The sequence below is a fragment of the Cellulomonas sp. P2_B4 genome, from assembly GCF_056404795.1.
Genome location: NZ_JBFUDI010000006.1, coordinates 317,031 through 337,874 on the forward strand (window position 1 = coordinate 317,031; position 20,844 = coordinate 337,874).

Consider the following 20,844-nt stretch of genomic DNA (forward strand, 5'->3'; position numbering starts at 1 on the left):
TCTGACGACCCGCCCGGTCGTGGGTCGGCCGGGCGTCAGCCCCCGACCCGCACCGTGACCGTCGGCACCGCGGCCTCGTCCGCGGACAAGCGCCTCGCCCCCCGCGGCAGCTCGTCCCGCGAGGCCCGGTGCCGACCCACGGCGGCTCGCACGCCGTCCGCCCCCGTCCAGGCCCGGTCTGCGACCCCGGCGATGACGAGCGGGACGTGCAGCGCCCGCAGGTCCGCGTCGTCGGACCGCCACCCACGGACCTCGTCGTCCGGACCCGTGACCAGGACCTCCTCCGCCGCCCGGCCCTCGGCGTCGAGCCGTCGAGCCGCGGCCTTGCGGCCCCCCACGCTGGTCTTGGACCGCGATGCCTTCGCCACGGGCTCCAGCGAGCCGTCCGGTCCCTCGCGAGCGACGAGCTTGTAGACCATCCCGCACGTCGGCGCCCCCGACCCGGTGACCACGGACGTGCCGACGCCGTAGCTGTCGACCGGCGCGACGGCGAGCGCCGCGATCGCGTACTCGTCGAGGTCGGACGTCACGATGATCTTGGTGTCCCGCGCACCCGAGGCGTCGAGCTGCTGCCGCACCTCGTGCGCCAGGACGCCGAGGTCGCCGGAGTCGAGCCGGACGGCTCCCAGGGCCGTCCCCGCGGCGGCCAGGGCGTTCTCGACGCCGCGCCGCACGTCGTAGGTGTCGACGAGCAGGGTCGTCCCCACGCCCTGCGACGCGACCTGCGTCTCGAAGGCGGTCCGCTCGTCGTCGTGCAGGAGCGTGAAGGCGTGCGCGGCGGTCCCGATCGTCGCCAACCCGTACCGCCGTCCCGCCTCCAGGTTGGAGGTCCCCGCGAAGCCGGCGACGACCGCGGCCCGGCTCGCCGCGACCGCAGCCTCCTCGTGCGCTCGTCGTGAACCCATCTCGAGCACGGGCCGGTCGACCGCCGCACTGGTCATCCGGGACGCGGCCGACGCCACGGCGGAGTCGAAGTTGAGGATCGAGAGCACGAGCGTCTCCAGCAGGACGGCCTCGGCGAAGGTGCCCTCGACGACCATGACCGGCGACGACGGGAAGAACGTCTCGCCCTCGGCGTACCCGACGACCGACCCGCCGAACCGGTAGCCGGACAGGTAGGAGAGCGTCGTGTCGTCCACCACGCGCTCGTCGGCAAGGAAGTCGAGCTCCTCCTTGCCGAACCGGAACCGCTCGATCGCCTCGAGCACGCGACCGGTCCCGGCGAGCACCGCGTACCGACGCCCCGGGGGCAGGCGGCGCGTGAAGACCTCGAACACGCAGCGGCGGTGAGCGGTCCCGTCGGCGAGCGCGGCCTGCAGCATCGTGAGCTCGTAGCGGTCGGTGAGCAGGGCCGTGCTCGGACCAGGGGTCATGCGGCCAACGTAGGCAGCGGAGAACGTCCGCGCACGTCGCCGACGCACCTACAGTGGGCCTCGTGCCTGTGCAGACCCTTCCCGACCAGAGTGTCGAGGCGCAGGAGAAGACGGCGGTCGCCGATCCGTGGGTGACGATCGTCTGGAACGATCCCGTGAACCTCATGAGCTACGTGACGTACGTGTTCGAGTCGTACTTCGGCTTCCCGCGGGAGAAGGCCGAGAAGCTGATGCGGCAGGTCCACCAGCAGGGACGCGCCGTGGTGTCCACCGGATCCCTCGAGGCGATGGAGGTCGACGTGCAGGCGATGCACGAGTTCGGCCTGTGGGCCACGCTCCAGCGAAGCGGGCAGTGATGCGGGCGTTCCGGCGGCGCCGCGGGATGTACGTCGCGCGCCTGGACGACGACGAGCGCGGCGTGATCGCGGCCCTCGTCGCGGACGTCGCCGAGCTGCTCGGTGCGGGCCGGATCGACGAGGAGACCGTCGCGACCGTGCCCGGTGACGGTTCGCCGCGGATCCAGCTCGACAACGTCGCGCCGCCGACCGACCCCGCCGTCCGGCGCCTGCTGCCGGACGCGTCGCGCGACGACCCCGAGGTGTCCGCCGAGTTCCGTCGCCTGACCGAGGACGACATCCGTTCGGGCAAGGTCGCCCGGCTCAGCCGGCTCTGGACCGCGCTGACCACTCCCACCGCGGAGCAGCGCGCCGACGCGTTCGTGGTCGCGCCCGACGACGCCAAGGACGTCGCGGCGGCGCTGACGGACCTGCGGCTCGTTCTGGCCGAGCGCCTCCAGATCCGCACCGACGACCAGGCCGAGCGCCTGTACGACCAGCTGCTGACCTCGCCGACGGCGGACCTCGACGAGGCCGACGCCGACCACCTCGACCCCGCGACCCGGCGCTACCTCGTCGCGGTCTACGGTGCGTTGAGCTGGTTGCAGGAGTCGCTCGTCGAGGCGCTGCTCGCGGACCTGCGCGCGCCGGGTGGCGGACGCAACACCCCGCCGGGCAGGCCACCGGCCGGGTAGCGGATAGGCTCGGCCGCGTGAACGACGCCCCCCTCGGGATCTTCGACTCCGGTGTCGGCGGGCTGACGGTGGCGCGGTCGATCCTCGACCAGCTGCCCCACGAGTCCACGATCTACATCGGCGACACCCTCAACACGCCCTACGGCAGCAAGCCGCTGGCGGCCGTCCGTGCGCACGCCCTCGAGGTGATGGACGACCTCGTGGACGCCGGCGTGAAGCTGCTCGTCATCGCCTGCAACACGGCGTCGTCGGCGATGCTGCGCGACGCCCGCGAGCGGTACACGCTGCGACGAGGCATCCCGGTGGTCGAGGTGATCCTGCCGGCCGCCCGGCGCGCCGTCGCGGCCACCCGGACGGGCCGCATCGGCGTCATCGCGACCAAGTCGACCGTCGAGTCGAGGTCGTACGACGACGCGTTCGCCGTGGCGCCGGGCGTCGAGCTGACCACGCAGGCCTGCCCCCGGTTCGTCGAGCTGGTCGAGGCGGGCATCACCTCCGGCCCGGAGGTGCTCGCGCTCGCGCACGAGTACCTGGACCCGGTCCGCGAGGCCGGCGTCGACACCCTCGTGCTCGGCTGCACGCACTACCCGCTGCTCACGGGCGCGATCTCCTACGTCATGGGCGAGGACGTCACGCTCGTGTCCAGCGCCGAGGAGACCGCCAAGGACGTGTACCGCACGCTCGTGGCGCACGACCTCGAGCGCGACCTCTCCGCAGGAGCGCCCAGCCACCGGTTCCTCGCCACGGGCGACCCCGTCGCGTTCCAGAAGCTCGCCCGCCGGTTCCTGGGCCCCGAGGTCGAGGCCGTCGAGCCGCGCGGAGCCCTGCGATGAGGCTGACGATCCTGGGCTGCGCCGGGTCCTTCCCGAGCGCGGACTCGGCCGCGTCGGCGTACCTCGTGCAGGCCGACGATGCCGACGGGCGCACCTGGACCGTGCTGCTGGACCTCGGCAACGGCGCCCTGGGCGCCCTCCAGCGGTACGGCGACCCGACGGCCCTGGACGCCATCGGCCTGTCCCACCTGCACGCCGACCACGTGGCCGACCTCGCCGTGCTGCACGTGCTGCGGCGGTACGACCCCGCCGGTGCCCTGCCGCCCGTTCCCGTCTACGGTCCGATCGGCACCGCCGAGCGCCTCGCGCAGCTGTGCGGCAGCGAGAGCCCGAGCGAGCAGTTCGTGGTCGCGTCGTGGGAGGCAGGGTCCGACGTGGTCGTCGGGCCCCTGACGCTGACGCCCATCCCCGTCGAGCACCCGATCCCGGCGTTCGGCGTCCGGGTCACCGGGCCGTCCGACGTCTCCGACGGGTCCGTCACGCTCTCCTACAGCGGCGACACCGACGAGTGCCCGGGCCTGGACGCCCTGGCCGCGGACGTGGACCTGCTCCTCGTCGAGTCGGCGTACGTGGAGGGCAGGGACGACGAGCTGCGGGGCATCCACCTCACCGGTCGTCGCGCCGGCGAGGCCGCGGCGCGCGGGGGTGCCCGGCGGCTCGTGCTCACGCACATCCCGGCCTGGAACGATCCCGCGGTGACCGAGGCGGAGGCGGCGGCCGTGTACGGCGGCCCGATCGAGCTGGCGCGTCCGGGCGCGGTCCACGTCCTGTAGGGGACCTGGACGCGAACCGTCCCTGTCGGACCGCGCGGTTACGCTCGTCCGCATGACTTCTGCCACCTCTGCCTCCACCGTGCCCGGCGTGCGCGCCGACGGCCGCGCCCCCGACCAGCTCCGCCCGGTCACCCTGACCCGCGGCTTCCTGGAGGCCGGCGAGGGCAGCGTGCTCGTCGAGTTCGGCGGCACCAAGGTGCTGTGCGTCGCGTCGTTCACGCCCGGGGTGCCGCGCTGGAAGAAGGGCTCCGGCGAGGGCTGGGTCACGGCCGAGTACTCGATGCTCCCGCGCGCGACGAACAGCCGTTCCGACCGCGAGTCCGTCAAGGGCCGCGTCGGCGGGCGCACGCACGAGATCTCGCGCCTGATCGGCCGCTCGCTGCGGGCGATCATCGACGTCTCGGCGCTCGGCGAGAACACGATCGTGCTCGACTGCGACGTGCTCCAGGCCGACGGTGGCACCCGCACCGCCTCGATCACCGGCGCCTACGTCGCCCTGGCCGACGCCGTCGCGTGGGCCGTCGCCCAGGGGCACGTCTCGAAGAACAAGGTCGTCCTGCGGGACTCGGTGGCCGCCGTGAGCGTCGGCATCGTCGACGGGCTGCCCGTCCTCGACCTGCCGTACGTCGAGGACGTGCGCGCGGAGACCGACATGAACGTCGTGGTCACCGGTTCCGGCACGTTCGTCGAGGTCCAGGGCACCGCCGAGCACGCCCCGTTCGACCGCGCCGAGCTCAACGCGCTGCTCGACCTCGCGGTCGCCGGGACCGCCCAGCTGACCGCGCTGCAGACCGCTGCCCTGGCGCAGGCTCCGGGCGACGGCTCGGCGACGCGCGCGGTCCGATGACCTCGAGCACCCGCCTGGTGCTCGCCACGCACAACGCGCACAAGGTCGGCGAGCTGCGAGCGATCCTGTCTCCCGTGCTGCCCGGGCTCGACCCCGCCTCGGTGGTCGGCGCGCGCGACGTCGGTGCGCCCGAGCCGGTCGAGGACGGCCTGACGTTCGCGGAGAACGCGCTGATCAAGGCCCGCGCGCTCGCCGCCTTCACCGGCCTGCCCGCCGTGGCCGACGACTCCGGGCTCAGCGTCGACGTGCTCGGCGGCTCGCCGGGGATCTTCTCGGCGCGCTGGGCCGGCCGGCACGGCGACGACCAGGCCAACCTCGACCTCCTGCTCGCGCAGCTGGGGGACATCGCGCCCGAGCACCGTGGTGCGCGCTTCGTCTGCGCCGCCGCGCTGGTCACCCCCGACGGCTTCGAGCACGTCGAGACGGGCGCGCTCGAGGGCGCGCTGGCCACGGCCCCGCGCGGCTCCCACGGGTTCGGGTACGACCCGATCCTGGTGCCGGCGGGGGACTCGCGGACGTGCGCCGAGCTGACTCCCGAGGAGAAGAACGCGATCAGCCATCGCGGGACGGCGTTCCGCGCCCTCGTGCCCACCCTGGTCCGCGTGCTGGGCGGATGACGAGGATGGCGGGCGCGCCTGGAGGGACCCGGGCCGGTGTCTGAGAGCGCCGAGGTCGAGACCGCGGTCGTCGGTGCGGCCCAGCTGGTGGCGTCGTCGGTCACCTTCGGCTACCCCGGCCGCTCCGTCCTGGACGGCATCGACCTCGTGGTCAGCGTCGGCGACCGGGTGGGCGTGGTGGGCGAGAACGGCGCCGGCAAGACGACCCTGCTGCGGATCCTGGCGGGCACGTTGGACCCACAGGGCGGCTCGGTCCGGCGGGTCGGCACGCTCGCCGTCGTGGACCAGGAGCTCACCGTCGAGCAGGGTGCGACCGTCGGGTCGCTGGTCGAGGAGTCGCTGTCGGGGGTGCGGGCGGTCTCGGCCGAGCTCGAGGCGGCGATCGCGTCGTTCGACCACGAGACGGGCGACCTGGGCCGGCTCACCGCGGCGGTGGCGCGGTACGAGCACCTGGCCGGCTGGGACGCCGACCGTCGCGTCGACGAGGCGCTGACGCGGTTCGGCGCACCGCGCGACCCCGACCTGCTGCTCGACGAGCTGAGCGTGGGGGAGCGCTACCGTGTGCGGCTGGCGTGCCGGATCGGGGAGCGCGCGGACGTCCTGCTGCTCGACGAGCCGACCAACCACCTGGACGCGGGCGGGATCGACTACCTGACCTCGCGCCTGCGCGACTGGGCCGGCGCGATCGTCATCGTCACCCACGACCGTCGCCTGCTCGACGATGTCATGACGGCGATCCTCGACCTCGACCCGTCGATGGACGGCCGGCCCGCCCTGTACGGGGCGACGCGGTACTCGGACTACCGGTTCCTCAAGTCCCAGATGGTCCGGCGCTGGCGAAGCCGTTACCGCGCGGAGCGCAAGCGCGCGATCGCGCTGGCCGAACGGCTGGACTCGACGTACGAGAACCTCTCCGACGAGTGGCGACCGCCCAAGGGCTCCGACAAGAACCGCCGCGCGACCCGCGCCCGCGGGCACGTGAAGGCCGCCGACCGCCTCATCCAGAAGCTCGAGGCCGAGGCCGTCCAGGTGCCGACGCCACCGCTCGAGCTGTCGTTCCCCGACCTGCCGTCCCTGCCGCCCGACCCGCGACCGGGTCCGCTGCTCGAGGTGCGGGCGCCGCGGGTGCGCGACCGGCTCGACCTGCCGGGGTTGCGCATCGAGGTGCCCGCCTGCGGGCGTCTGCTGGTGACCGGCCCGAACGGCTCCGGCAAGTCGACGCTGCTCGCAGCGCTGGCGGGGACCCTGGACCTCGACCGGGGCGTGCGCACGGTCGCGCCGGGGGTCCGGCTCGGCGTGCTCGCGCAGGAGGGGCCCACGGAGCACGCGACGGCCGCCGCCCAGCGTGCGTACGTCGCCGGTCCGCCCGAGGAGCTCACGGGCTTCGAGGCCTACGCGCGGCACGCCTTGACGCTGCTCGAGGCGGGCGTCCTCGACCCGGCCCGGCTGGTCCCCGTCGCCGCCCAGGGGCTGCTGACCGAGGAGGACCTGGACCGACCGCTGCGCGAGCTGTCGGTGGGTCAGCGCCGCCGGTTCGACCTCGCGTGCGCGGTCCTGGCCGCGCCGCACGTGCTGATCCTCGACGAGCCGACCAACCACCTGTCGGTCGGGCTGGTCGACGAGCTGACGGCCGCGCTGCGGGTCACGTCCGCCGCGGTCGTCGTCGCGACCCACGACCGCCGGATGCGGGCCGACCTGTCCGACTGGCCCGAGCTCACGCTGGGGTGAGGACCGGCACCTGGGGGGACGCCGGAAGCAGCCGCTCGATGCCGAGCGCCACGAACGCGAGGACGAGGAACACCACGGCGACCATGCCGGTGCGCAGGAGCGCCTCGCCCATGCCGATCACCGACACGTTCAGGAACGGGTAGGGGTACCAGTCGGTGACGGCGCCGCGGGCGAACGTGTACGCGATCCAGGCCAGCGGGTAGACGACCGACCAGCCGACCGTCGCGACGGAGAACCGGGGCCGCGGCCCCACCGCCAGCCACGCGACCACGAACCCGACGGGCACGAGCGTGTGCAGGAGGAAGTTGGACACGGCGCCCGCGCCGGTCAGGTCGCGCAGCCCGGAGAGCGCGACGTGGAAGACGATCCCCGTCACCGCGATGCACAGCAGGCCGTCGAGGAAGAGCACGTCGAAGACGCGACCGCGCCGGTCGGGACGCAGCGCCAGGAGGAGGGCCGCGAGGCCGGCCAGGAAGTTCGACTGGATCGTGAAGAAGGAGACCATGTTGACGAGCTTGAAGCCGGGGTCGTCGGAGGTCAGGGCCGCGACCGTCTCCATGACGATCCCGGTGAACGCCGCGAGCGCGACGATCCCGTAGAGGATCCGCGCCACGACGGCCCGCGTCACTGCAGCCGGCCCACGTGTGCCATCGCCTGCCGGAGCAGGACGTTCTGGCCGCCGTTCATCTCGAACTGGATCTGCTCGGCGCACGCCTCCTCGGGCGTCATCCAGGCGAGGTCGATCGCGTCCTGCTGCGGGCGGCAGTCGCCGAGCACGGGCACCACGTAGGCGAGCGAGACCGCGTGCTGGCGGGGGTCGTGGTACGGCGTGACGCCCGGCGTCGGGAAGTACTCGGCCACGGTGAACGGCTGCGGCGAGGCGGGGATCTGCGGCAGCGCGACGGGCCCGAGGTCCTTCTCGATGTGCCGGACCAGCGCGTCCCGCACCCGCTCGTGGTACATCACCCGGCCGGACACCAGCGCTCGGGACATGACGCCCTCGGAGGTCACCCGCAGCAGCAGACCGACGGAGACCACGTCCCCGGAGTCGTCCACCCGCACGGGAATCGCGTCGATGTACAGGATCGGCAGCTGGGAGCGGACGCGAGAGATGTCGTCAGGGCTCAGCCAGCCGGCGGGGCGTTCGGGTCCCCGGGGGAACTCGGCGGAAGCAGTCACCTCCCATGTCTACCCCGCGCACGGCCCGCGCCGCGTGTCGGCGCGCTGCGCTGGACGCCGTGAGGTGCGCATCACGTGGGAGAGGGAATAGTGGACGCCGAGGGAACGCTCTACCACTCGGTAATCGAGACTGGAGGAACGTCATGGCGACGATTGAGCTCACGGGTACGTCCATCGGCCCGACGATCCAGGACAACGGCATCGTCCTGATCGACTTCTGGGCCGAGTGGTGCGGACCGTGCAAGCGGTTCGGGCCCGTGTTCGAGGCATCCTCGGACGAGCACCCGGACATCGTGCACGCGAAGGTCGACACCGAGGCCGAGCAGGAGCTCGCCACGGAGCTGCAGATCTTCTCCATCCCCACGCTGATGGGCTTCCGCGACGGGATCCTGGTGTTCAACCAGGCCGGTGCGCTGCCCGCCCCCGCGCTCGCGCAGGTGGTGGACGCCATCCAGGCGCTGGACATGGACGAGGTCCGCGCCACCATCGCGGCGAAGTCCACGACCGCCTGACGGTCGTCGGCGAACGAAGGGCCGGTCACTCCTCGCGGAGCGACCGGCCCTTCGTCGTTCGAGGTCGGGATGTGCGGTGCGGGAGACGGGAGTCGAACCCGCACGCCCTCTCGGGCACCAGGACCTAAACCTGGCGTGGCTGCCATTTCACCACTCCCGCGATCGGGGCTGGGCCCGTCAGAGAACGACGAGCCAGCACCCTGTTCTAAGCGACCTTGAGGTCCTTGCGTAGCTTGGCGACGTGGCCGGTGGCCTTCACGTTGTACTGGGCGAGCTCGACGCGGCCCTCGGGGTCGACGACGACGGTCGAGCGGATGACGCCGGTCACCGTCTTGCCGTACAGCGACTTCTCGCCCCACGCGCCCCACGCCTCGAGGACCGAGCGGTCGGGGTCGGACGCCAGCGGGAACGTGAGGTGCTCGGCCTCGACGAACTTCGCCAGCGCCGGCAGGTCGTCCGGGGATACGCCGACGACGGCGTACCCGGCGGACTGCAGCGACGCCAGGTTGTCCCGGAAGTCGCACGCTTGGGTGGTGCAGCCCGGCGTCATGGCCGCCGGGTAGAAGTAGACGATCACGTGCTGTCCGCGCAGGTCGGAGAGCGTCACGCTGCCTCCGTCGGCGGTCTGCAGCGTGAAGTCGGGCGCGAGGTCGCCGACGGTGAGGCGGGGCACGTGGTCTCCTGACGGACGGGACGGCGGATGCGTCGTCATCGTACGTCGGACCGGCCCAGGCCGGGCTCGGGGTCGCCGCGGCTTGCTCCTCGCGCATCGGGGTGATGGCATGGTGCAGGACGGACGACCAGGGCGACGACGGAGGAGGTCGACCATGAGCGAGGACGACACCTCGGTCCCGGCGGAGGACGACACCACGCAGCCCGTGAAGGACCTGCTCGCCGAGCACGTGCCCCTGGCCCTGCTCGTCGACCTCGTCACGCCGGAGTCCACGTCGACGGAGATCCTCGAGGCCGAGGGCCTGCCGGACGTCGCCTGGTGGGAGCGGGACACGGGCTCCGCGCCCGCGGCCGATCCCGAGCCGTGACGGTCGTCACGACCGGGGTATCCGATTGGCTGTCCGGGCATGTCGCCTGGTAACTTTCTCTCCGCGCGCCATTAGCTCAATTGGCAGAGCAGCTGACTCTTAATCAGCGGGTTCGGGGTTCGAGTCCCTGATGGCGCACCACCCCCGAAGGGCCCCGCACCAGTGGTGCGGGGCCCTTTGCTATGCGCTGGCCCTAGGGAGGGCCCTCACGCGCGGTGGCCGCGGTCCGACCTCATCTTCTCGGCCTCTGTGGTGGCGGGAGGCTCCGCGGCGTGCGGGCCGGACCCGGCAAGACGGTCGGACTCCATCTTCTCGGCTTCGTCCGTGGTGTCGGCCGGGTAGGCGCCGTCGCTCGTCGAGAGTCCGTCGGAGCTCATCTTGGCGGCTTCGGTCGTCTCCGGCGGCTCGGGTCCGGGGTCGGTCGGCGAGTTCCGCAGCCGGTCCGAGCGCATCTTCGACGCTTCGGTGCTCCGGTTGTCTTCGGGTGTGTTCTGCATCTTCTTCTCCTCCATCGGTGGATGTGGCCCGACGGCCTATGAGACGTGGCGTCCGGGCACGGGCTCAGGTCGGCCCGAGGGGCTCGGGCCGCGTGCCGGCGGGACGCGGAGTCCAGGCAACGGCGGCGTTGCCCTCGGTCGTCCTCGGGTCCTGCGATCGGGCACGGGGCCCTCTTCCGGTGGTGCCGGACGGCGGGCGGTCGAGCTGAGGGCCTTCGATCCGGGACTCCCTCGACAGTACGCCCGTGCGGTCGAACCGGCGGTCGCGGGGAGGGCCCGTCGTGCGTGCGGGTACGTCCCGGGCGACGATGGGCGCACCGATGGGCTACGGACGGAGCGGTCGATGGCAGTGCAGGGTCAGGAGTTCGACGTCGTCGTGATCGGTGCCGGCGCCGTCGGCGAGAACGCCGCCGATCGCGCTGGTCGCACCGGGTTGAGCGTCGCGATGGTCGAGCATGCGCTCGTCGGCGGCGAGTGCTCGTACTGGGCGTGCATGCCGTCCAAGGCGCTGCTGCGCCCCGGGGCCGTCCTGGCCGCCGCGCGCTCCGTGCCCGGTGCGGGGGAGATCGGCTCCGTCGACGTCTCCGCGACCTTCGCGACCCGCGACGACGTGACGCACCACTGGGACGACGGGTCGCAGGTCGGCTGGGCGGAGGGCGCCGGGATCACGCTTCTGCGGGGCCACGCGCGGCTGACCGGTCCGCGTGAGCTCGTCGTCGAGACCGCCGACGGGCCGACGCGCGTCACCGCCCGCAAGGCGGTCGTCGTCGCCACCGGCTCGGAGCCCGTGTTCCCGCACATCGACGGGCTCGCCGAGGTGTCGCCCTGGACGAGCCGCGAGGCGACGTCGGTGCAGCAGGTGCCGGCGCGGCTGGCCGTGCTCGGGGGCGGGGTCGTGGGCGTCGAGATGGCCACCGCTTTCGCGGACTTCGGCAGCGAGGTCACCCTGATCGTGCGCGGCGACCGGCTGCTCGTCCCGGCGGAGCCGTTCGCGTCGGAGGCGGTCGTCGACGGGCTGCGGACGCTCGGTGTGACGGTCTTGTTCGGCACCGAGACGCGGTCGGCGCGACGCGACGACGACGGGGTGCACCTGGAGCTCGACGGCGCTGCCGACCTGGTGGTCGACCAGGTCCTCGTCGCGACCGGTCGCCGGCCGCGCACCTCCGACATCGGGCTGGACACCGTCGGGCTGACCCCCGGCAAGGCGGTCGCCGTCGACGACCGCCTGCAGGCGACCGGCGTGGACGGCGGCTGGCTGTTCGCGGTCGGCGACGTGTCCGGGCGGACCGCGACGACCCACCAGGGCAAGTACGACGCCCGCATCGTCGGAGACGTCATCGCGGCCCGGTTCGGTGCGACGGAGGCCACGCACGAGGACACGAGCCTGTCCGCGGCCGACGAGGGGAACGCCGCCCCGTGGAGCCGCTACCGCGCGAGCGCCGACGACGCCGCCGTCCCGCAGGTCGTCTTCACGCGACCCGAGGTGGCGTGGGTCGGACTGACCGAGAAGACCGCGCGCGACCGCGGCCTCGAGGTCCGGGTGGTCGACTACGACATCGCGAACGTCGCCGGGGCGTACGTCCTGGCGCCCGACTACGCCGGTCACGCGCAGATCCTCGTCGACGACGCGCGGGGTGTGATCGTCGGCGCGACCTTCGTCGGGCCCGAGGTCGCGGAGCTGCTGCACGCGGCCACCGTCGCGATCGTCGGCGAGGTCCCGCTGGACCGGCTCTGGCATGCCGTGCCGTCCTACCCGACCGTCAGCGAGGTGTGGCTCCGCCTGCTGGAGACGGCCGGCCTCTAGAACGCCGGACGGGCGGGCCGGAGGTGCTCCGACCCGCCCGTCCGAGTGGTTCAGCCCGCGAGCGCGCCGTCGCTCGAGAGCACCAGGCCGATCGTGGCCTCGCCCTTGAGCACGGCCTGACCGATCAGGCCGAAGTCGTAGGACTTGAAGTCCGCGAACTGGAGTCCGTACTTCTCCTCGAGACCCGGCTGGCAGAACGGACGCTCCGGGCACTCGGCCGGTCCGGCGAGGATCAGCCCACCGCAGGTCTCGGCGAGGTCGCTGAGCGTCTTGACGCCGTGGTCCGCGGCGAACTTGTCGGTCACCGCGAAGGCGTTCTGGTCCTGTGCTGCCGAAGGCTTCCCGACCGTCAGGCCGGCCGCCTCGGCGAGCGGCGTGAGTGCCGCGACCGTGGCGTCGACGTCGGGGGAGGCCACCGACGGCGCGTCAGAACCGTTCGCCTGGCCGTTGAGGAAGTCCGCGAGCGTGGCGGCGTACTCCGGGACGGCCGCGAGCGTGCCGTCCTGCAGCGCCGGCAGGTAGGTCTCCCTGTTGCCGACCGTCTGCACGGCCGCGTCGAACCCGGCCGTGCGCAGCACGGCCGCGTAGATCTCGGCGAGCGTCGTGCTCTCGGAGAAGTTGGCCGCGCCGATCGTGAGCGAGGTGCCCGTGCCGGCGGCCGGGTCTGCGGCGGTCAGCTTCTCGGTCTCGACGAACTCCTTGGCCACGTCGCTCGACGTGCGCCGGTCGATGTCGACCGCCTTGTTGAGCTGGATGAGCTTGTCGGTGTCGAGCGCTGCCGAGACCGAGTCGAGCGCCTCGATGATCGCGGGGTTGGCGTCGGCGGCCGCCTTGTTCACGGCCGGGATGATGTTGTCGGCGTTCTGCAGGCCCTTGTCGTCCGTGAGGACGACGAGCTTGTCGCCGGGGACCGGGTCGCAGATGGCGACGGCGGAGGCCGGCGCCGACGGCTCGGCCTCGCCTCCGCCCGAGCCGGGGTCCCCGCAGGCGCTGAGCACCAGCGTGGCTGCGGCGATCAGGACAAGGGCGGCGGAGCGGGATGCTCGCATGGTGCTCTCCTCGGGCTGTGGTGCGGGGGGAGGGAGGGTTCCCGGAGGGTGACAGGGGATTCCGTCACCGGTGTGGTCAGGGGGATGGGCTGGGGCCATTCGAACCGCTGGTGACGGGCTCGGCAACCGGTGATGACCGGCGGGACCGGGTCCGTGTGCTGGTGGTGGAGGTCTGACGGGCGAGCGAGCGCAGCCCGGGTGGGGTGGCCAGGTGCTGGACGAGCGCGAGGACGCCCTCGACGATCAGGCAGAGCGCCGCGACGAGCAGGCCGCCCGCGAGCACCTGCCCGTAGTTCTGGATGCCGAAACCCTCGACGACGATCGAGCCGAGGCTGCGACCACCGACGAGCGCGGCCAGCGGCACCGTGGCCACGACCTGCACGGATGCGGTCCGAAGGCCGGCCGCGATCAACGGGATCGCGAGCGGGACCTCGACGGCCCACAGGCTGTGCGCGCCGGACATGCCGACCCCGCGCGCCGCGTCGCGCACGTCCGCGTCCACGTCGCCGAGCCCGGTCACCGTGTTGGTCAGGAGCGGCGGGATGGCGAACACGGCGCACGCCAGGACGGTCGCGGTGTTCCCGAACAGCCCGGTGGCGGCCAGCAGCGTGAGCAGGGCGAGCGTGGGCAGCGCGCGCGTCGTGTTGGCGACGACGACGCCGACCTTCGCGCCGCGTCGGCGGTGGCCCAGCCAGAGCGCCAGGGGCAGCGAGACGACGGCCGCGAGCAGCACCGCCAGCGCCGAGACGACGATGTGTGCCTTGGTGAGCGCGATGACGCCGTTGCGGCCCGTCCAGTTCAACGGGTCGTTCAGCCACGCGAGGGCTTCCTGGAAGACGTCCACGTCACACCGGGCTCTCGACGCGGGACCACGGCGTGAGCCGTCGCCCGATGCCCGCGATGAGGAGGTCGAGCACGAGCGCCAGCAGGAGGCACAGCACCGTCGCCGTCATGATCTCCGCGTGGTAGTTGCTGCGGAAGCCCCGGAACATCAGCTGCCCGAGCCCGCCGTACCCGACGACCACGCCCACGGTCACGAGCGCGACCGTGGTGACCGTCGCGAGGCGCAGACCTGCGACGATGCTCGGCAACGCCTGCGGCAGCTCCACGGAAAGCAGCAACCGCCCGCGCCCGTATCCCATTCCGCGCGCGGCGTCCCGGACCGCCGGGTCCACGCCCTGCAGGCCCACGAGGATGTTGCGCGTGAGGACCAGGAGCGCGTACGAGACGAGCCCGATGAGCACGGTGGTCCGCCCGATCCCCGTGTAGGGAGCGAGGACGGCGAACAGCGCCAGCGACGGGATCGTGTACAGGACGCCCGCGACACCGAGCACGGGGCCGGCGAGCCGCGGGCGCAGGTGCGCGAGCGCGGCCAGGGGCAGGGCGAGCACGAACGCGATGGCGACGGCCTCGAGCGTCAGGGAGACGTGCTGCTCCAGGTACCGCGCGATGTCGGCGCTGTTGCGCTCGATGTACTGCCAGGAGAACCACGGGTTGGGTGGAGTCTCGGCGAAAAGCATGGACCTGACATTAGGTGGAGGCACCGACACCCGCAGCGGTGAGCCGGTCCGGGGTGCCCTACATCGAGTCCGGTCCGTGCTCGGTACCGAGCAGCGGACGTGATCGGTCCTGCACGTGTCACACGCACCGACTAGCGTCCCTGGGGTGGCAGACGAACCCGCGATCAGCTTCGAGCACGTGCGCAAGGTCTACGACGCGCGGTCGAAGGACGGCGCTGCCGCGTCCGCCGTCGACGACCTGACGCTCGCGGTGCGGCCGCACGAGGTCCTCGTGCTCGTCGGCCCGTCGGGCTGCGGCAAGTCGACGACGCTGCGGATGGCGAACCGGCTGGTCGAGCCGACGTCGGGGCGGATCCTGCTGGAGGGCGAGGACGTGACGCGCGTCGACCCGGTGAAGCTGCGCCGGCGGATGGGCTACGTGATCCAGAACGTCGGGCTGTTCCCGCACCGCACCGTCGCTCAGAACGTGGCCACCGTGCCGGGCCTGCTCGGCTGGGACCGCAAGCGCACGGCCGCGCGCGTCGACGAGCTGCTCGACCTCGTCGGGCTGCCGCCGGACCGCTACGCGCGGCGGTACCCGCACGAGCTGTCGGGCGGCGAGCGCCAACGCGTAGGCGTCGCCCGGGCGCTCGCCACGGACCCGCCCGTCCTGCTCATGGACGAGCCGTTCGGTGCCGTCGACCCGGTGGGCCGCAGACGGCTGCAGACCGAGTTCGCCCGGATCCAGCGAGACCTGGGCATCACCGTGATCCTGGTGACCCACGACATCGACGAGGCCGTGCGGATGGCCGACCGCGTGGCCGTGCTGAGCACGGGCGCCCACATCGAGCAGCTGGCCTCCCCGCTGGACATCGTCGCCCGCCCCGCCTCGCCCGCCGTCGCGGACCTGGTCGGGCGCGGGCGGACGGCTCGCCTGCTGGCGCTGGGCCGCCTCGAGCTCGCCGACCTCGACCCCGTGGCCGACGGTGCGAGCGGGGAACCGATCGCGGTCGGGGCCGAGCTGGGCGACGTCCTGCACGCGTTCGTCGGCTCGAGGCAGACGGTGGCGGTGGTCGACGAGCACGGCCAGGTGGTCGGCAGCGCGACGCCCGCGACCGTGGTCCGGGCCCTCGATCGCGTGACGGCCGACCAGCCCGACGAGACGCAGGTCACTGACAACGCTGATGCCCCCGTCGGTACAGTGCGCTCGTGACGCCGACCACTGCCCGCCTCGCCCTCGCGACCTGCGGCGAGCTGCCCGAGCTCGACCAGGACGACCACCCGCTGCGTGATGCGCTCGCGGCACAGGGGATCGCCGTCGACGCGGTCGTCTGGGACGACCCGACGGTCGACTGGGGCACCTACACGCACGTGGTGATCCGCTCGACGTGGGACTACACCGAGCGCGCGGCGCAGTTCGCCGACTGGACCCGTCGCGTCGAGCGCACGAGCACGCTGCTGAACCCGGCCACGGTGGTCGGCTGGAACATCGACAAGCAGTACCTGCGCGACCTCGAGAACGCCGGCCTGCCGATCGTGCCGACCATCTGGCTCGACCCGGAGCGCAACTTCGACTCGCGGGCCATCCACACGCGGTTCCCGGCCTTCGGCGACTTCGTCATCAAGCCCACCGTCAGCGCGGGCTCGCGCGACACCGGCCGGTACGACGCGGGCGTGACGCAGCAGCGGTCGATGGCGATCACGCACGCGAAGAACCTGCTCGGCGTGGGCCGGCGCGTGATGATCCAGCGCTACCTGCGCAACGTGGACACGGCCGGCGAGACCGCGCTGGTCTACGTGGACGGCGTGTTCAGCCACTCGGTGCGCAAGGGCGCCCTGCTGGACGGCCCCTACCGCGAGCGGCTGGCCGACGAGCTGTACCGCCAGGAGATCATGACCGCGCGGGACGCCAGCGACGCCGAGCGCGAGCTGGCCGACCGCGTCGTCGCCGCCCTGCCGGACGTCATCCCCGGCGTCGACCGACCGCTGCTCTACACGCGCGTGGACCTGATCCCCGACGACGACGGCGCGCCCGTCGTCCTCGAGGTCGAGCTCACGGAGCCGTCGCTGTTCTTCGCGCACGCGGACGGCTCGGCGCAGCGGTTCGCCGACGCGATCAGCGCCCGTCTCTGAGCGGTCCTGGGCCGGTGTGCCGAGGGCCCGGGAAACGGATGCCGGAACACGGCGGCCGCTCGGGTACACTTCTGGACGCCCCGGCGTACGCGTCGGGGGATCGTGGTGGCTATAGCTCAGGTGGTAGAGCACCTGGTTGTGGTCCAGGGGGTCGCGGGTTCAAGTCCCGTTAGCCACCCCATCGCGTCGGGCGTCGACCATCTCGTGGTCGGCGCCCGTCGCCGTTCCCGGGCTCGCGCCGAGGCACAGGGTCGCGACCGGCCCGCCGAGACGCCCGGACAGGCTCGCGGCGTCGTCGAGGAACAGGCCGACCGACGCCAGCTGGAGCTCGCGGCGCGCCACCGGGTCGGCGCGCGGTCCGCGGGTCTGCCCGAGGAGCTCCACGACGGTCGTCTGGGTGTCGGAGGGCAGCGGGTCGGGCACCGGTGACCCCTGCTGCTCCAGCGCGGTCGCGATGCCGTGGTACCAGCCCTGCGTCCCGGCGGACCGCCCGAGGAGCAGCGCCGCTATGTCGCCGTCGCGGCCGGTCGCCGGGAACCGCGGCCGTGTGAGCTGGTCGATCGCCTCCGCGGACAGGCGCAGCCGGCCCACCCCGTTGATCACGGCCGTGACGGTCTCGAGCCCCTCCGGCCGCACCCCGCGCTCGGCGAGGTACTGCCTCAGCGCGCTGTCGAGCCGCGCGGCAGCCGCCTGGGCACCGTGGCGGTCCGCGGACGCGCCCAGCGGCTCGGTGACGGTCGCGTGCACGGTCGCGTGCAGCAGGTCGGCCGTCGAGCGATAGGCGTCCGCCAGCGCGCGCCGGACGCGGGCCGCGGCGCCGCCGGGCCAGAGCAGCAGCCCGACGACGAGGGCCGCGGCACAGCCGATGGCGACGTCCTGCACGCGGACGAGGCCGACCTTCCAGCCGACGGGGTCGAGGATGTTGAACAGCACGACGACCGTGACGGTGAACGCGGCCTGACCGGCCGCGAACGAGACCGTGTTCGGGGCGTACGCGGCGACGAGCACGGCGATCGGCAGCAGGACCCACAGGGCGACCGGACCGGTCGGGGCGATCGCGACGAGCACGCCGCCGATCGCGAACCCGATGACGGTGCCGAGCAGGGCGCGCAGCACGGTCGAGGTGGTGGCGAGCGCCGACGTCCGCAGCACCGACATGGCACCGAGGGCCACCCAGAAGCCGTGCTGCACGTGGCTCAGCTGCACCGCGAGCACCGCGATCGCCATCCCCACCCCGGTGCGCAGGCTGTTCTGCATCCACACCGAGTCGAGGTGGAACTGCTGGGCGGCGATCCGGCCGGCCGCCTGGACGGGCCCGGTGGCCAGCGGCGTCGACCCGCGGCCGAGCATCCGGTCGACCATCGGTCGGGCGTCGGCTGCGGCGGACGCGGCCGCGGTCCGGCCGATCAGGTCGGTCGCGTACACCCAGGCGTGGGCACGCTGCGTGTGGTGGTCCAGCTGGTCGGGGGTCAGCGGCACGCCGTGGCTGAGCTCGTCCGCCAGCTCGTCGACGGCCGCGCGCCGGTGCTCGTCGAGGTCGGCGAGCGCGTCGTCCAGGCGGCTCCGTGCCGCGGGGCCGGTGCGCGGCCCGAGGACGTCGCCCGACGCCTGCAGGACGCGCGCGCACGAGCCGACGACGCGCCGCGTCCACGGCGGCCAGCCGGCGACGGCCGCGGGGTCGGAGACGCGGACGAGCTGGTGGAGCCACTCCAGCTCGTCGGCGAGCCGCAGCAGCAGCCGGCTGCCGGTCGTGAGCGTCACCGGCCGGTAGGTGGTGGCCCGCAACGCGCGGCGCAGCTTCGCGAACGCGCCGGCCACGGACGCCTCGTCGGAAGGGCCGTGCTCGCCGACGAACGAATCCAGCCGGAGCCCGAGGGCCGAGGCGACTGCCGCGGAACCCTCCCGCAGCCGGTCGTGCTCCTGCGGCGGCCACAGGAACAGCGCCGCCGGGATGCCGAGCGCGGCGGCGACGGCCCAGCCGGCCAGCCGGGGCGGGAGGTCCGACACGTCGGCGGGCACGGTCACCGGCAGGACGTACAGGAGCAGCAGCGAGCGGCTGGCGGACGCGATCGCGGCGGACGTGGCACCGGCGAACACGATGAGCGTGCCCGCGACCAGCATCGACGTCGTCGCCAGCCACACCGAGCGCGAGGCCAGCGTGGCGACCGAGATGAGCACCAGGCCGACGACGAACAGCGAGACGTAGGACACGAGCCGCTGCGACCGGCTGCCGGGGAAGTCCGCGAACAGCAGGAGCGCGAACGTCCCGAAGACCGCGAACGTCGTCAGCTGGCTGTCACCGATGCCGAGGTCGGTGATCGCCAGGACGACCATGGTGAGCAGGGCGACGCGCAGGGCGCGGTGCAGGGCATAGCCCTCCGGGTCGTGCCGGCGCAACCAGTCGCGCACAGGCCCACCCCCCTCAGCCCTCGGACAGCAGAGCGCCCTTCACCGACGTGGCGACGATCTCCGCGGCGATCTTCTTGGCCGCGGTCGAGTCGGGGCCGGGCTGCGCCGGGAGCAGCGCGGCCCGGTAGTACCGCAGCTCGTCGATGCTCTCCAGGATGTCGGCGAGCGCGCGGTGGCCACCGTTCTTGCGGGGCGACGCGAAGTACACGCGCGGGTACCAGCGGCGGGCCAGCTCCTTGATCGACGACACGTCGATCACGCGGTAGTGCAGGTAGCCGACGAGCTCGGTCATGTCGCGGTCGAGGAACGTCTTGTCCGTGCCCACCGAGTTGCCCGCCAGCGGGGCCTTGCCCGGCTCCGGGACCCACTCGCGGATGTACGCGAGCACCTGCTCCTGCGCGTCGGCGAGCGTGGTGCCGCCGGCGAGCTCCTCGAGCAGGCCGGACGTGGTGTGCATCGCCCGGACGAAGTCGTTCATCTGCACGAGCGACTCGGGCGGCGGCGCGATGATGACGTCGATGCCCTCGCCGAGCACCCGCAGCTCGGAGTCGGTGACCACCGCGGCCACCTCGACCAGCGCGTCGGCGCCCAGGTCCAGGCCGGTCATCTCGCAGTCGATCCAGACGATGCGGTCGGCACTCTCGTGTCCGGTGGGGGCGGCTGCGGGCGTCGTCGGGCTGGTCACGCTGGCCAGCCTAGGGCTCGCGACGACGTCGCGCGCCAACTCATTCCCAGGTGGGGACCGTGGGCGGCCCTAGCGGTGGTGGTGCTCGCGGCCGGGCACGGTCCCCGCGAGCCAGGCCGCGACGGGGACGACGACCGCGAACAGCGCCGCGATCCAGGCGGCGGCGACCCACGACGTTCCCGCCCAGTGCAGGACGACCAGGATGCCGGCACCCGCTGCGAGCCCGAGCAGGATGCGCTCGACCCAGACGACGACCGTGTGTGCGCGGCGAGCGGGTTCCGGTGCAGCGACCGGCTCCGGCTCCGGTGAGGCGTGCCGGCCCATCAGCGGGGGACTCGGGACGTCGCGGCGGGCATGGCGTCATCGTGGCACGACGAACGGTGCGGGACAGGGAACGGCGGACATGGCACGGCGCGGGCCCCTGGTCGTGGGACCCGCGCCGGGACAGTGCTGGTGCGGTTCGTTCAGTGCGCGCCGACCGCCCCGGCGAACGAGGGGCTGGTCAGGACGCGCGGCGGATCTGGAGGTCGCCGCGTGTTCTCGGACGGCTGTCTGGCCGCGTGCGCGGCCTCGACGACGCGCTCCTGGTGGGAGCGGGCCAGGCGCTGACCGTACTCGTGACGGTGCAGCTCGAACGTGCTGGTGGGATGCACAGGAATCTCCTCCGGGCATGGTTCGACCAGGGCGGTTGCCCGGGTCGATGTGGTTGGTGTGAGACCTACTCGACCATGGTCGTGTGGCGTCGGTCACGGCTTTTTCCCGGCATGTCGCGGCTGGCGGGATCTGGACGGCCGACGACGGTCTGCCACGTGTCGTGTGTCGGCGGTCGACGCCAA

At 73.0% G+C, this 20,844-nt stretch carries 24 protein-coding genes and 3 tRNA genes; 14 read left to right on the forward strand and 13 right to left on the reverse strand.

Annotated elements, in window-relative coordinates:
• Positions 1 to 35 precede the first annotated feature (35 nt).
• The gene (locus AC1DZC_RS12925) at positions 36 to 1,373 is read right to left on the reverse strand and encodes a nicotinate phosphoribosyltransferase (protein ID WP_477043560.1); all 1,338 of its coding nucleotides are present in this window, start codon (positions 1,371 to 1,373) and stop codon (positions 36 to 38) included.
• Between the two features lie 62 nt (positions 1,374 to 1,435).
• Here AC1DZC_RS12925 and clpS point away from each other — a divergent pair, with 62 nt between their 5' ends.
• From clpS to AC1DZC_RS12960, 7 genes are read left to right on the forward strand one after another with little or no spacing between them, the layout of a single operon-like run.
• Positions 1,436 to 1,729 carry an ATP-dependent Clp protease adapter ClpS gene (gene clpS / locus AC1DZC_RS12930; protein WP_477038843.1) on the forward strand — a complete coding sequence of 98 codons (294 nt, stop codon included), beginning with the start codon at positions 1,436 to 1,438 and terminating at the stop codon, positions 1,727 to 1,729.
• Positions 1,729 to 2,403, forward strand: coding sequence for a DUF2017 domain-containing protein (locus tag AC1DZC_RS12935; protein ID WP_477043561.1), 675 nt, complete (start codon positions 1,729 to 1,731; stop codon positions 2,401 to 2,403). The genes clpS and AC1DZC_RS12935 overlap by 1 nt, the downstream gene beginning before the upstream one ends.
• 17 nt (positions 2,404 to 2,420) lie before the next feature.
• Positions 2,421 to 3,236, forward strand: a complete 816-nt coding sequence (gene murI, locus AC1DZC_RS12940) for a glutamate racemase (RefSeq protein WP_477038844.1) — start codon at positions 2,421 to 2,423, stop codon at positions 3,234 to 3,236.
• On the forward strand, positions 3,233 to 4,009 hold the full coding sequence (locus tag AC1DZC_RS12945; protein WP_477043562.1) for an MBL fold metallo-hydrolase: 777 nt from the start codon (positions 3,233 to 3,235) through the stop codon (positions 4,007 to 4,009). Before murI ends, AC1DZC_RS12945 begins: the two co-directional genes overlap by 4 nt.
• A 52-nt stretch (positions 4,010 to 4,061) precedes the next feature.
• A complete protein-coding gene (gene rph, locus AC1DZC_RS12950) occupies positions 4,062 to 4,856 on the forward strand; it encodes a ribonuclease PH (RefSeq protein ID WP_477038846.1) in 795 nt (264 codons plus the stop codon).
• Positions 4,853 to 5,473, forward strand: a complete 621-nt coding sequence (gene rdgB, locus AC1DZC_RS12955) for an RdgB/HAM1 family non-canonical purine NTP pyrophosphatase (RefSeq protein WP_477043563.1) — start codon at positions 4,853 to 4,855, stop codon at positions 5,471 to 5,473. Before rph ends, rdgB begins: the two co-directional genes overlap by 4 nt.
• A 36-nt stretch (positions 5,474 to 5,509) precedes the next feature.
• Positions 5,510 to 7,201, forward strand: coding sequence for an ABC-F family ATP-binding cassette domain-containing protein (locus tag AC1DZC_RS12960; protein ID WP_477043564.1), 1,692 nt, complete (start codon positions 5,510 to 5,512; stop codon positions 7,199 to 7,201).
• Here the strand turns inward: AC1DZC_RS12960 and AC1DZC_RS12965 are convergent.
• Both AC1DZC_RS12965 and AC1DZC_RS12970 read right to left on the reverse strand, forming a co-directional pair.
• Positions 7,188 to 7,814 (reverse strand): Pr6Pr family membrane protein, encoded by a 627-nt coding sequence (locus AC1DZC_RS12965; protein ID WP_477043565.1) that lies wholly within the window; start codon positions 7,812 to 7,814, stop codon positions 7,188 to 7,190. The two genes, AC1DZC_RS12960 and AC1DZC_RS12965, sit on opposite strands and share 14 nt — an antisense overlap.
• A gap of 11 nt (positions 7,815 to 7,825) precedes the next feature.
• A complete protein-coding gene (locus AC1DZC_RS12970; RefSeq protein ID WP_477038850.1) occupies positions 7,826 to 8,380 on the reverse strand; it encodes an NUDIX hydrolase family protein in 555 nt (184 codons plus the stop codon).
• 143 nt (positions 8,381 to 8,523) lie between these two features.
• On the opposite strand from AC1DZC_RS12970, the gene AC1DZC_RS12975 reads away from it, so the two are divergent.
• Positions 8,524 to 8,892, forward strand: coding sequence for a thioredoxin family protein (locus AC1DZC_RS12975; RefSeq protein ID WP_477038851.1), 369 nt, complete (start codon positions 8,524 to 8,526; stop codon positions 8,890 to 8,892).
• A gap of 77 nt (positions 8,893 to 8,969) precedes the next feature.
• Here AC1DZC_RS12975 and AC1DZC_RS12980 read toward each other — a convergent pair.
• Positions 8,970 to 9,052: transfer RNA gene (locus AC1DZC_RS12980), tRNA-Leu, on the reverse strand.
• Positions 9,053 to 9,097: 45 nt separating this feature from the next.
• Complete coding sequence (gene bcp / locus AC1DZC_RS12985) at positions 9,098 to 9,565, reverse strand: thioredoxin-dependent thiol peroxidase (protein ID WP_477038852.1); 468 nt, start codon at positions 9,563 to 9,565, stop codon at positions 9,098 to 9,100.
• A gap of 154 nt (positions 9,566 to 9,719) precedes the next feature.
• Here bcp and AC1DZC_RS12990 point away from each other — a divergent pair, with 154 nt between their 5' ends.
• The gene (locus tag AC1DZC_RS12990; RefSeq protein ID WP_477038853.1) at positions 9,720 to 9,932 is read left to right on the forward strand and encodes a hypothetical protein; all 213 of its coding nucleotides are present in this window, start codon (positions 9,720 to 9,722) and stop codon (positions 9,930 to 9,932) included.
• A 65-nt stretch (positions 9,933 to 9,997) separates the two neighbouring features.
• Positions 9,998 to 10,073 (forward strand) — tRNA-Lys (locus tag AC1DZC_RS12995).
• 65 nt (positions 10,074 to 10,138) lie between these two features.
• Here the strand turns inward: AC1DZC_RS12995 and AC1DZC_RS13000 are convergent.
• On the reverse strand, positions 10,139 to 10,429 hold the full coding sequence (locus AC1DZC_RS13000; RefSeq protein WP_477043566.1) for a hypothetical protein: 291 nt from the start codon (positions 10,427 to 10,429) through the stop codon (positions 10,139 to 10,141).
• Positions 10,430 to 10,772: 343 nt separating this feature from the next.
• Here AC1DZC_RS13000 and AC1DZC_RS13005 point away from each other — a divergent pair, with 343 nt between their 5' ends.
• A complete protein-coding gene (locus AC1DZC_RS13005) occupies positions 10,773 to 12,233 on the forward strand; it encodes a dihydrolipoyl dehydrogenase family protein (RefSeq protein WP_477038855.1) in 1,461 nt (486 codons plus the stop codon).
• Positions 12,234 to 12,283: 50 nt separating this feature from the next.
• On the opposite strand, the gene AC1DZC_RS13010 is transcribed toward AC1DZC_RS13005, so the two are convergent.
• The 3 genes from AC1DZC_RS13010 to AC1DZC_RS13020 all read right to left on the reverse strand — a co-directional run bounded on the left by AC1DZC_RS13010 (position 12,284) and on the right by AC1DZC_RS13020 (position 14,802).
• Positions 12,284 to 13,282 (reverse strand): glycine betaine ABC transporter substrate-binding protein, encoded by a 999-nt coding sequence (locus tag AC1DZC_RS13010; protein ID WP_477038856.1) that lies wholly within the window; start codon positions 13,280 to 13,282, stop codon positions 12,284 to 12,286.
• Between the two features lie 76 nt (positions 13,283 to 13,358).
• Positions 13,359 to 14,126 (reverse strand): ABC transporter permease, encoded by a 768-nt coding sequence (locus AC1DZC_RS13015; protein ID WP_477043567.1) that lies wholly within the window; start codon positions 14,124 to 14,126, stop codon positions 13,359 to 13,361.
• 1 nt (position 14,127) lies between these two features.
• Positions 14,128 to 14,802, reverse strand: coding sequence for an ABC transporter permease (locus AC1DZC_RS13020; protein WP_477043568.1), 675 nt, complete (start codon positions 14,800 to 14,802; stop codon positions 14,128 to 14,130).
• Between the two features lie 145 nt (positions 14,803 to 14,947).
• On the opposite strand from AC1DZC_RS13020, the gene AC1DZC_RS13025 reads away from it, so the two are divergent.
• From AC1DZC_RS13025 to AC1DZC_RS13035, 3 genes are all read left to right on the forward strand, one after another.
• The gene (locus tag AC1DZC_RS13025; RefSeq protein ID WP_477043569.1) at positions 14,948 to 15,994 is read left to right on the forward strand and encodes an ABC transporter ATP-binding protein; all 1,047 of its coding nucleotides are present in this window, start codon (positions 14,948 to 14,950) and stop codon (positions 15,992 to 15,994) included.
• Positions 15,991 to 16,914: an ATP-grasp domain-containing protein gene (locus AC1DZC_RS13030; RefSeq protein WP_477043570.1), complete on the forward strand. Its 924-nt coding sequence runs from the start codon at positions 15,991 to 15,993 to the stop codon at positions 16,912 to 16,914. Before AC1DZC_RS13025 ends, AC1DZC_RS13030 begins: the two co-directional genes overlap by 4 nt.
• A 105-nt stretch (positions 16,915 to 17,019) precedes the next feature.
• Positions 17,020 to 17,095 (forward strand) — tRNA-His (locus AC1DZC_RS13035).
• On the opposite strand, the gene AC1DZC_RS13040 is transcribed toward AC1DZC_RS13035, so the two are convergent.
• The 4 genes from AC1DZC_RS13040 to AC1DZC_RS13055 all read right to left on the reverse strand — a co-directional run bounded on the left by AC1DZC_RS13040 (position 17,074) and on the right by AC1DZC_RS13055 (position 20,661).
• Positions 17,074 to 19,323 (reverse strand): FUSC family protein, encoded by a 2,250-nt coding sequence (locus tag AC1DZC_RS13040; protein ID WP_477043571.1) that lies wholly within the window; start codon positions 19,321 to 19,323, stop codon positions 17,074 to 17,076. The two genes, AC1DZC_RS13035 and AC1DZC_RS13040, sit on opposite strands and share 22 nt — an antisense overlap.
• Before the next feature lie 13 nt (positions 19,324 to 19,336).
• On the reverse strand, positions 19,337 to 20,008 hold the full coding sequence (gene orn, locus AC1DZC_RS13045; protein WP_477038862.1) for an oligoribonuclease: 672 nt from the start codon (positions 20,006 to 20,008) through the stop codon (positions 19,337 to 19,339).
• 69 nt (positions 20,009 to 20,077) lie between these two features.
• Entirely contained in the window at positions 20,078 to 20,332 is a 255-nt protein-coding gene (locus AC1DZC_RS13050; RefSeq protein WP_477043572.1) for a hypothetical protein, read from the reverse strand.
• 140 nt (positions 20,333 to 20,472) lie between these two features.
• Positions 20,473 to 20,661, reverse strand: a complete 189-nt coding sequence (locus AC1DZC_RS13055; protein WP_477038864.1) for a hypothetical protein — start codon at positions 20,659 to 20,661, stop codon at positions 20,473 to 20,475.
• Positions 20,662 to 20,844 lie beyond the last annotated feature (183 nt).

Excerpts from the sequence above, each read along its gene's own strand:
- AC1DZC_RS12925 (WP_477043560.1), bottom strand. The coding sequence starts at position 1,373 with ATGACCCCTGGTCCGAGCACGGCCCTGCTCACCGACCGCTACGAGCTC.
- AC1DZC_RS12935 (WP_477043561.1), top strand. The coding sequence starts at position 1,729 with ATGCGGGCGTTCCGGCGGCGCCGCGGGATGTACGTCGCGCGCCTGGAC.
- AC1DZC_RS12945 (WP_477043562.1), top strand. The coding sequence starts at position 3,233 with ATGAGGCTGACGATCCTGGGCTGCGCCGGGTCCTTCCCGAGCGCGGAC.
- rph (WP_477038846.1), top strand. The coding sequence starts at position 4,062 with ATGACTTCTGCCACCTCTGCCTCCACCGTGCCCGGCGTGCGCGCCGAC.
- rdgB (WP_477043563.1), top strand. The coding sequence starts at position 4,853 with ATGACCTCGAGCACCCGCCTGGTGCTCGCCACGCACAACGCGCACAAG.
- AC1DZC_RS12975 (WP_477038851.1), top strand. The coding sequence starts at position 8,524 with ATGGCGACGATTGAGCTCACGGGTACGTCCATCGGCCCGACGATCCAG.
- AC1DZC_RS12990 (WP_477038853.1), top strand. The coding sequence starts at position 9,720 with ATGAGCGAGGACGACACCTCGGTCCCGGCGGAGGACGACACCACGCAG.
- AC1DZC_RS13000 (WP_477043566.1), bottom strand. The coding sequence starts at position 10,429 with ATGCAGAACACACCCGAAGACAACCGGAGCACCGAAGCGTCGAAGATG.
- AC1DZC_RS13005 (WP_477038855.1), top strand. The coding sequence starts at position 10,773 with ATGGCAGTGCAGGGTCAGGAGTTCGACGTCGTCGTGATCGGTGCCGGC.
- AC1DZC_RS13010 (WP_477038856.1), bottom strand. The coding sequence starts at position 13,282 with ATGCGAGCATCCCGCTCCGCCGCCCTTGTCCTGATCGCCGCAGCCACG.
- AC1DZC_RS13020 (WP_477043568.1), bottom strand. The coding sequence starts at position 14,802 with ATGCTTTTCGCCGAGACTCCACCCAACCCGTGGTTCTCCTGGCAGTAC.
- AC1DZC_RS13050 (WP_477043572.1), bottom strand. The coding sequence starts at position 20,332 with ATGGGCCGGCACGCCTCACCGGAGCCGGAGCCGGTCGCTGCACCGGAA.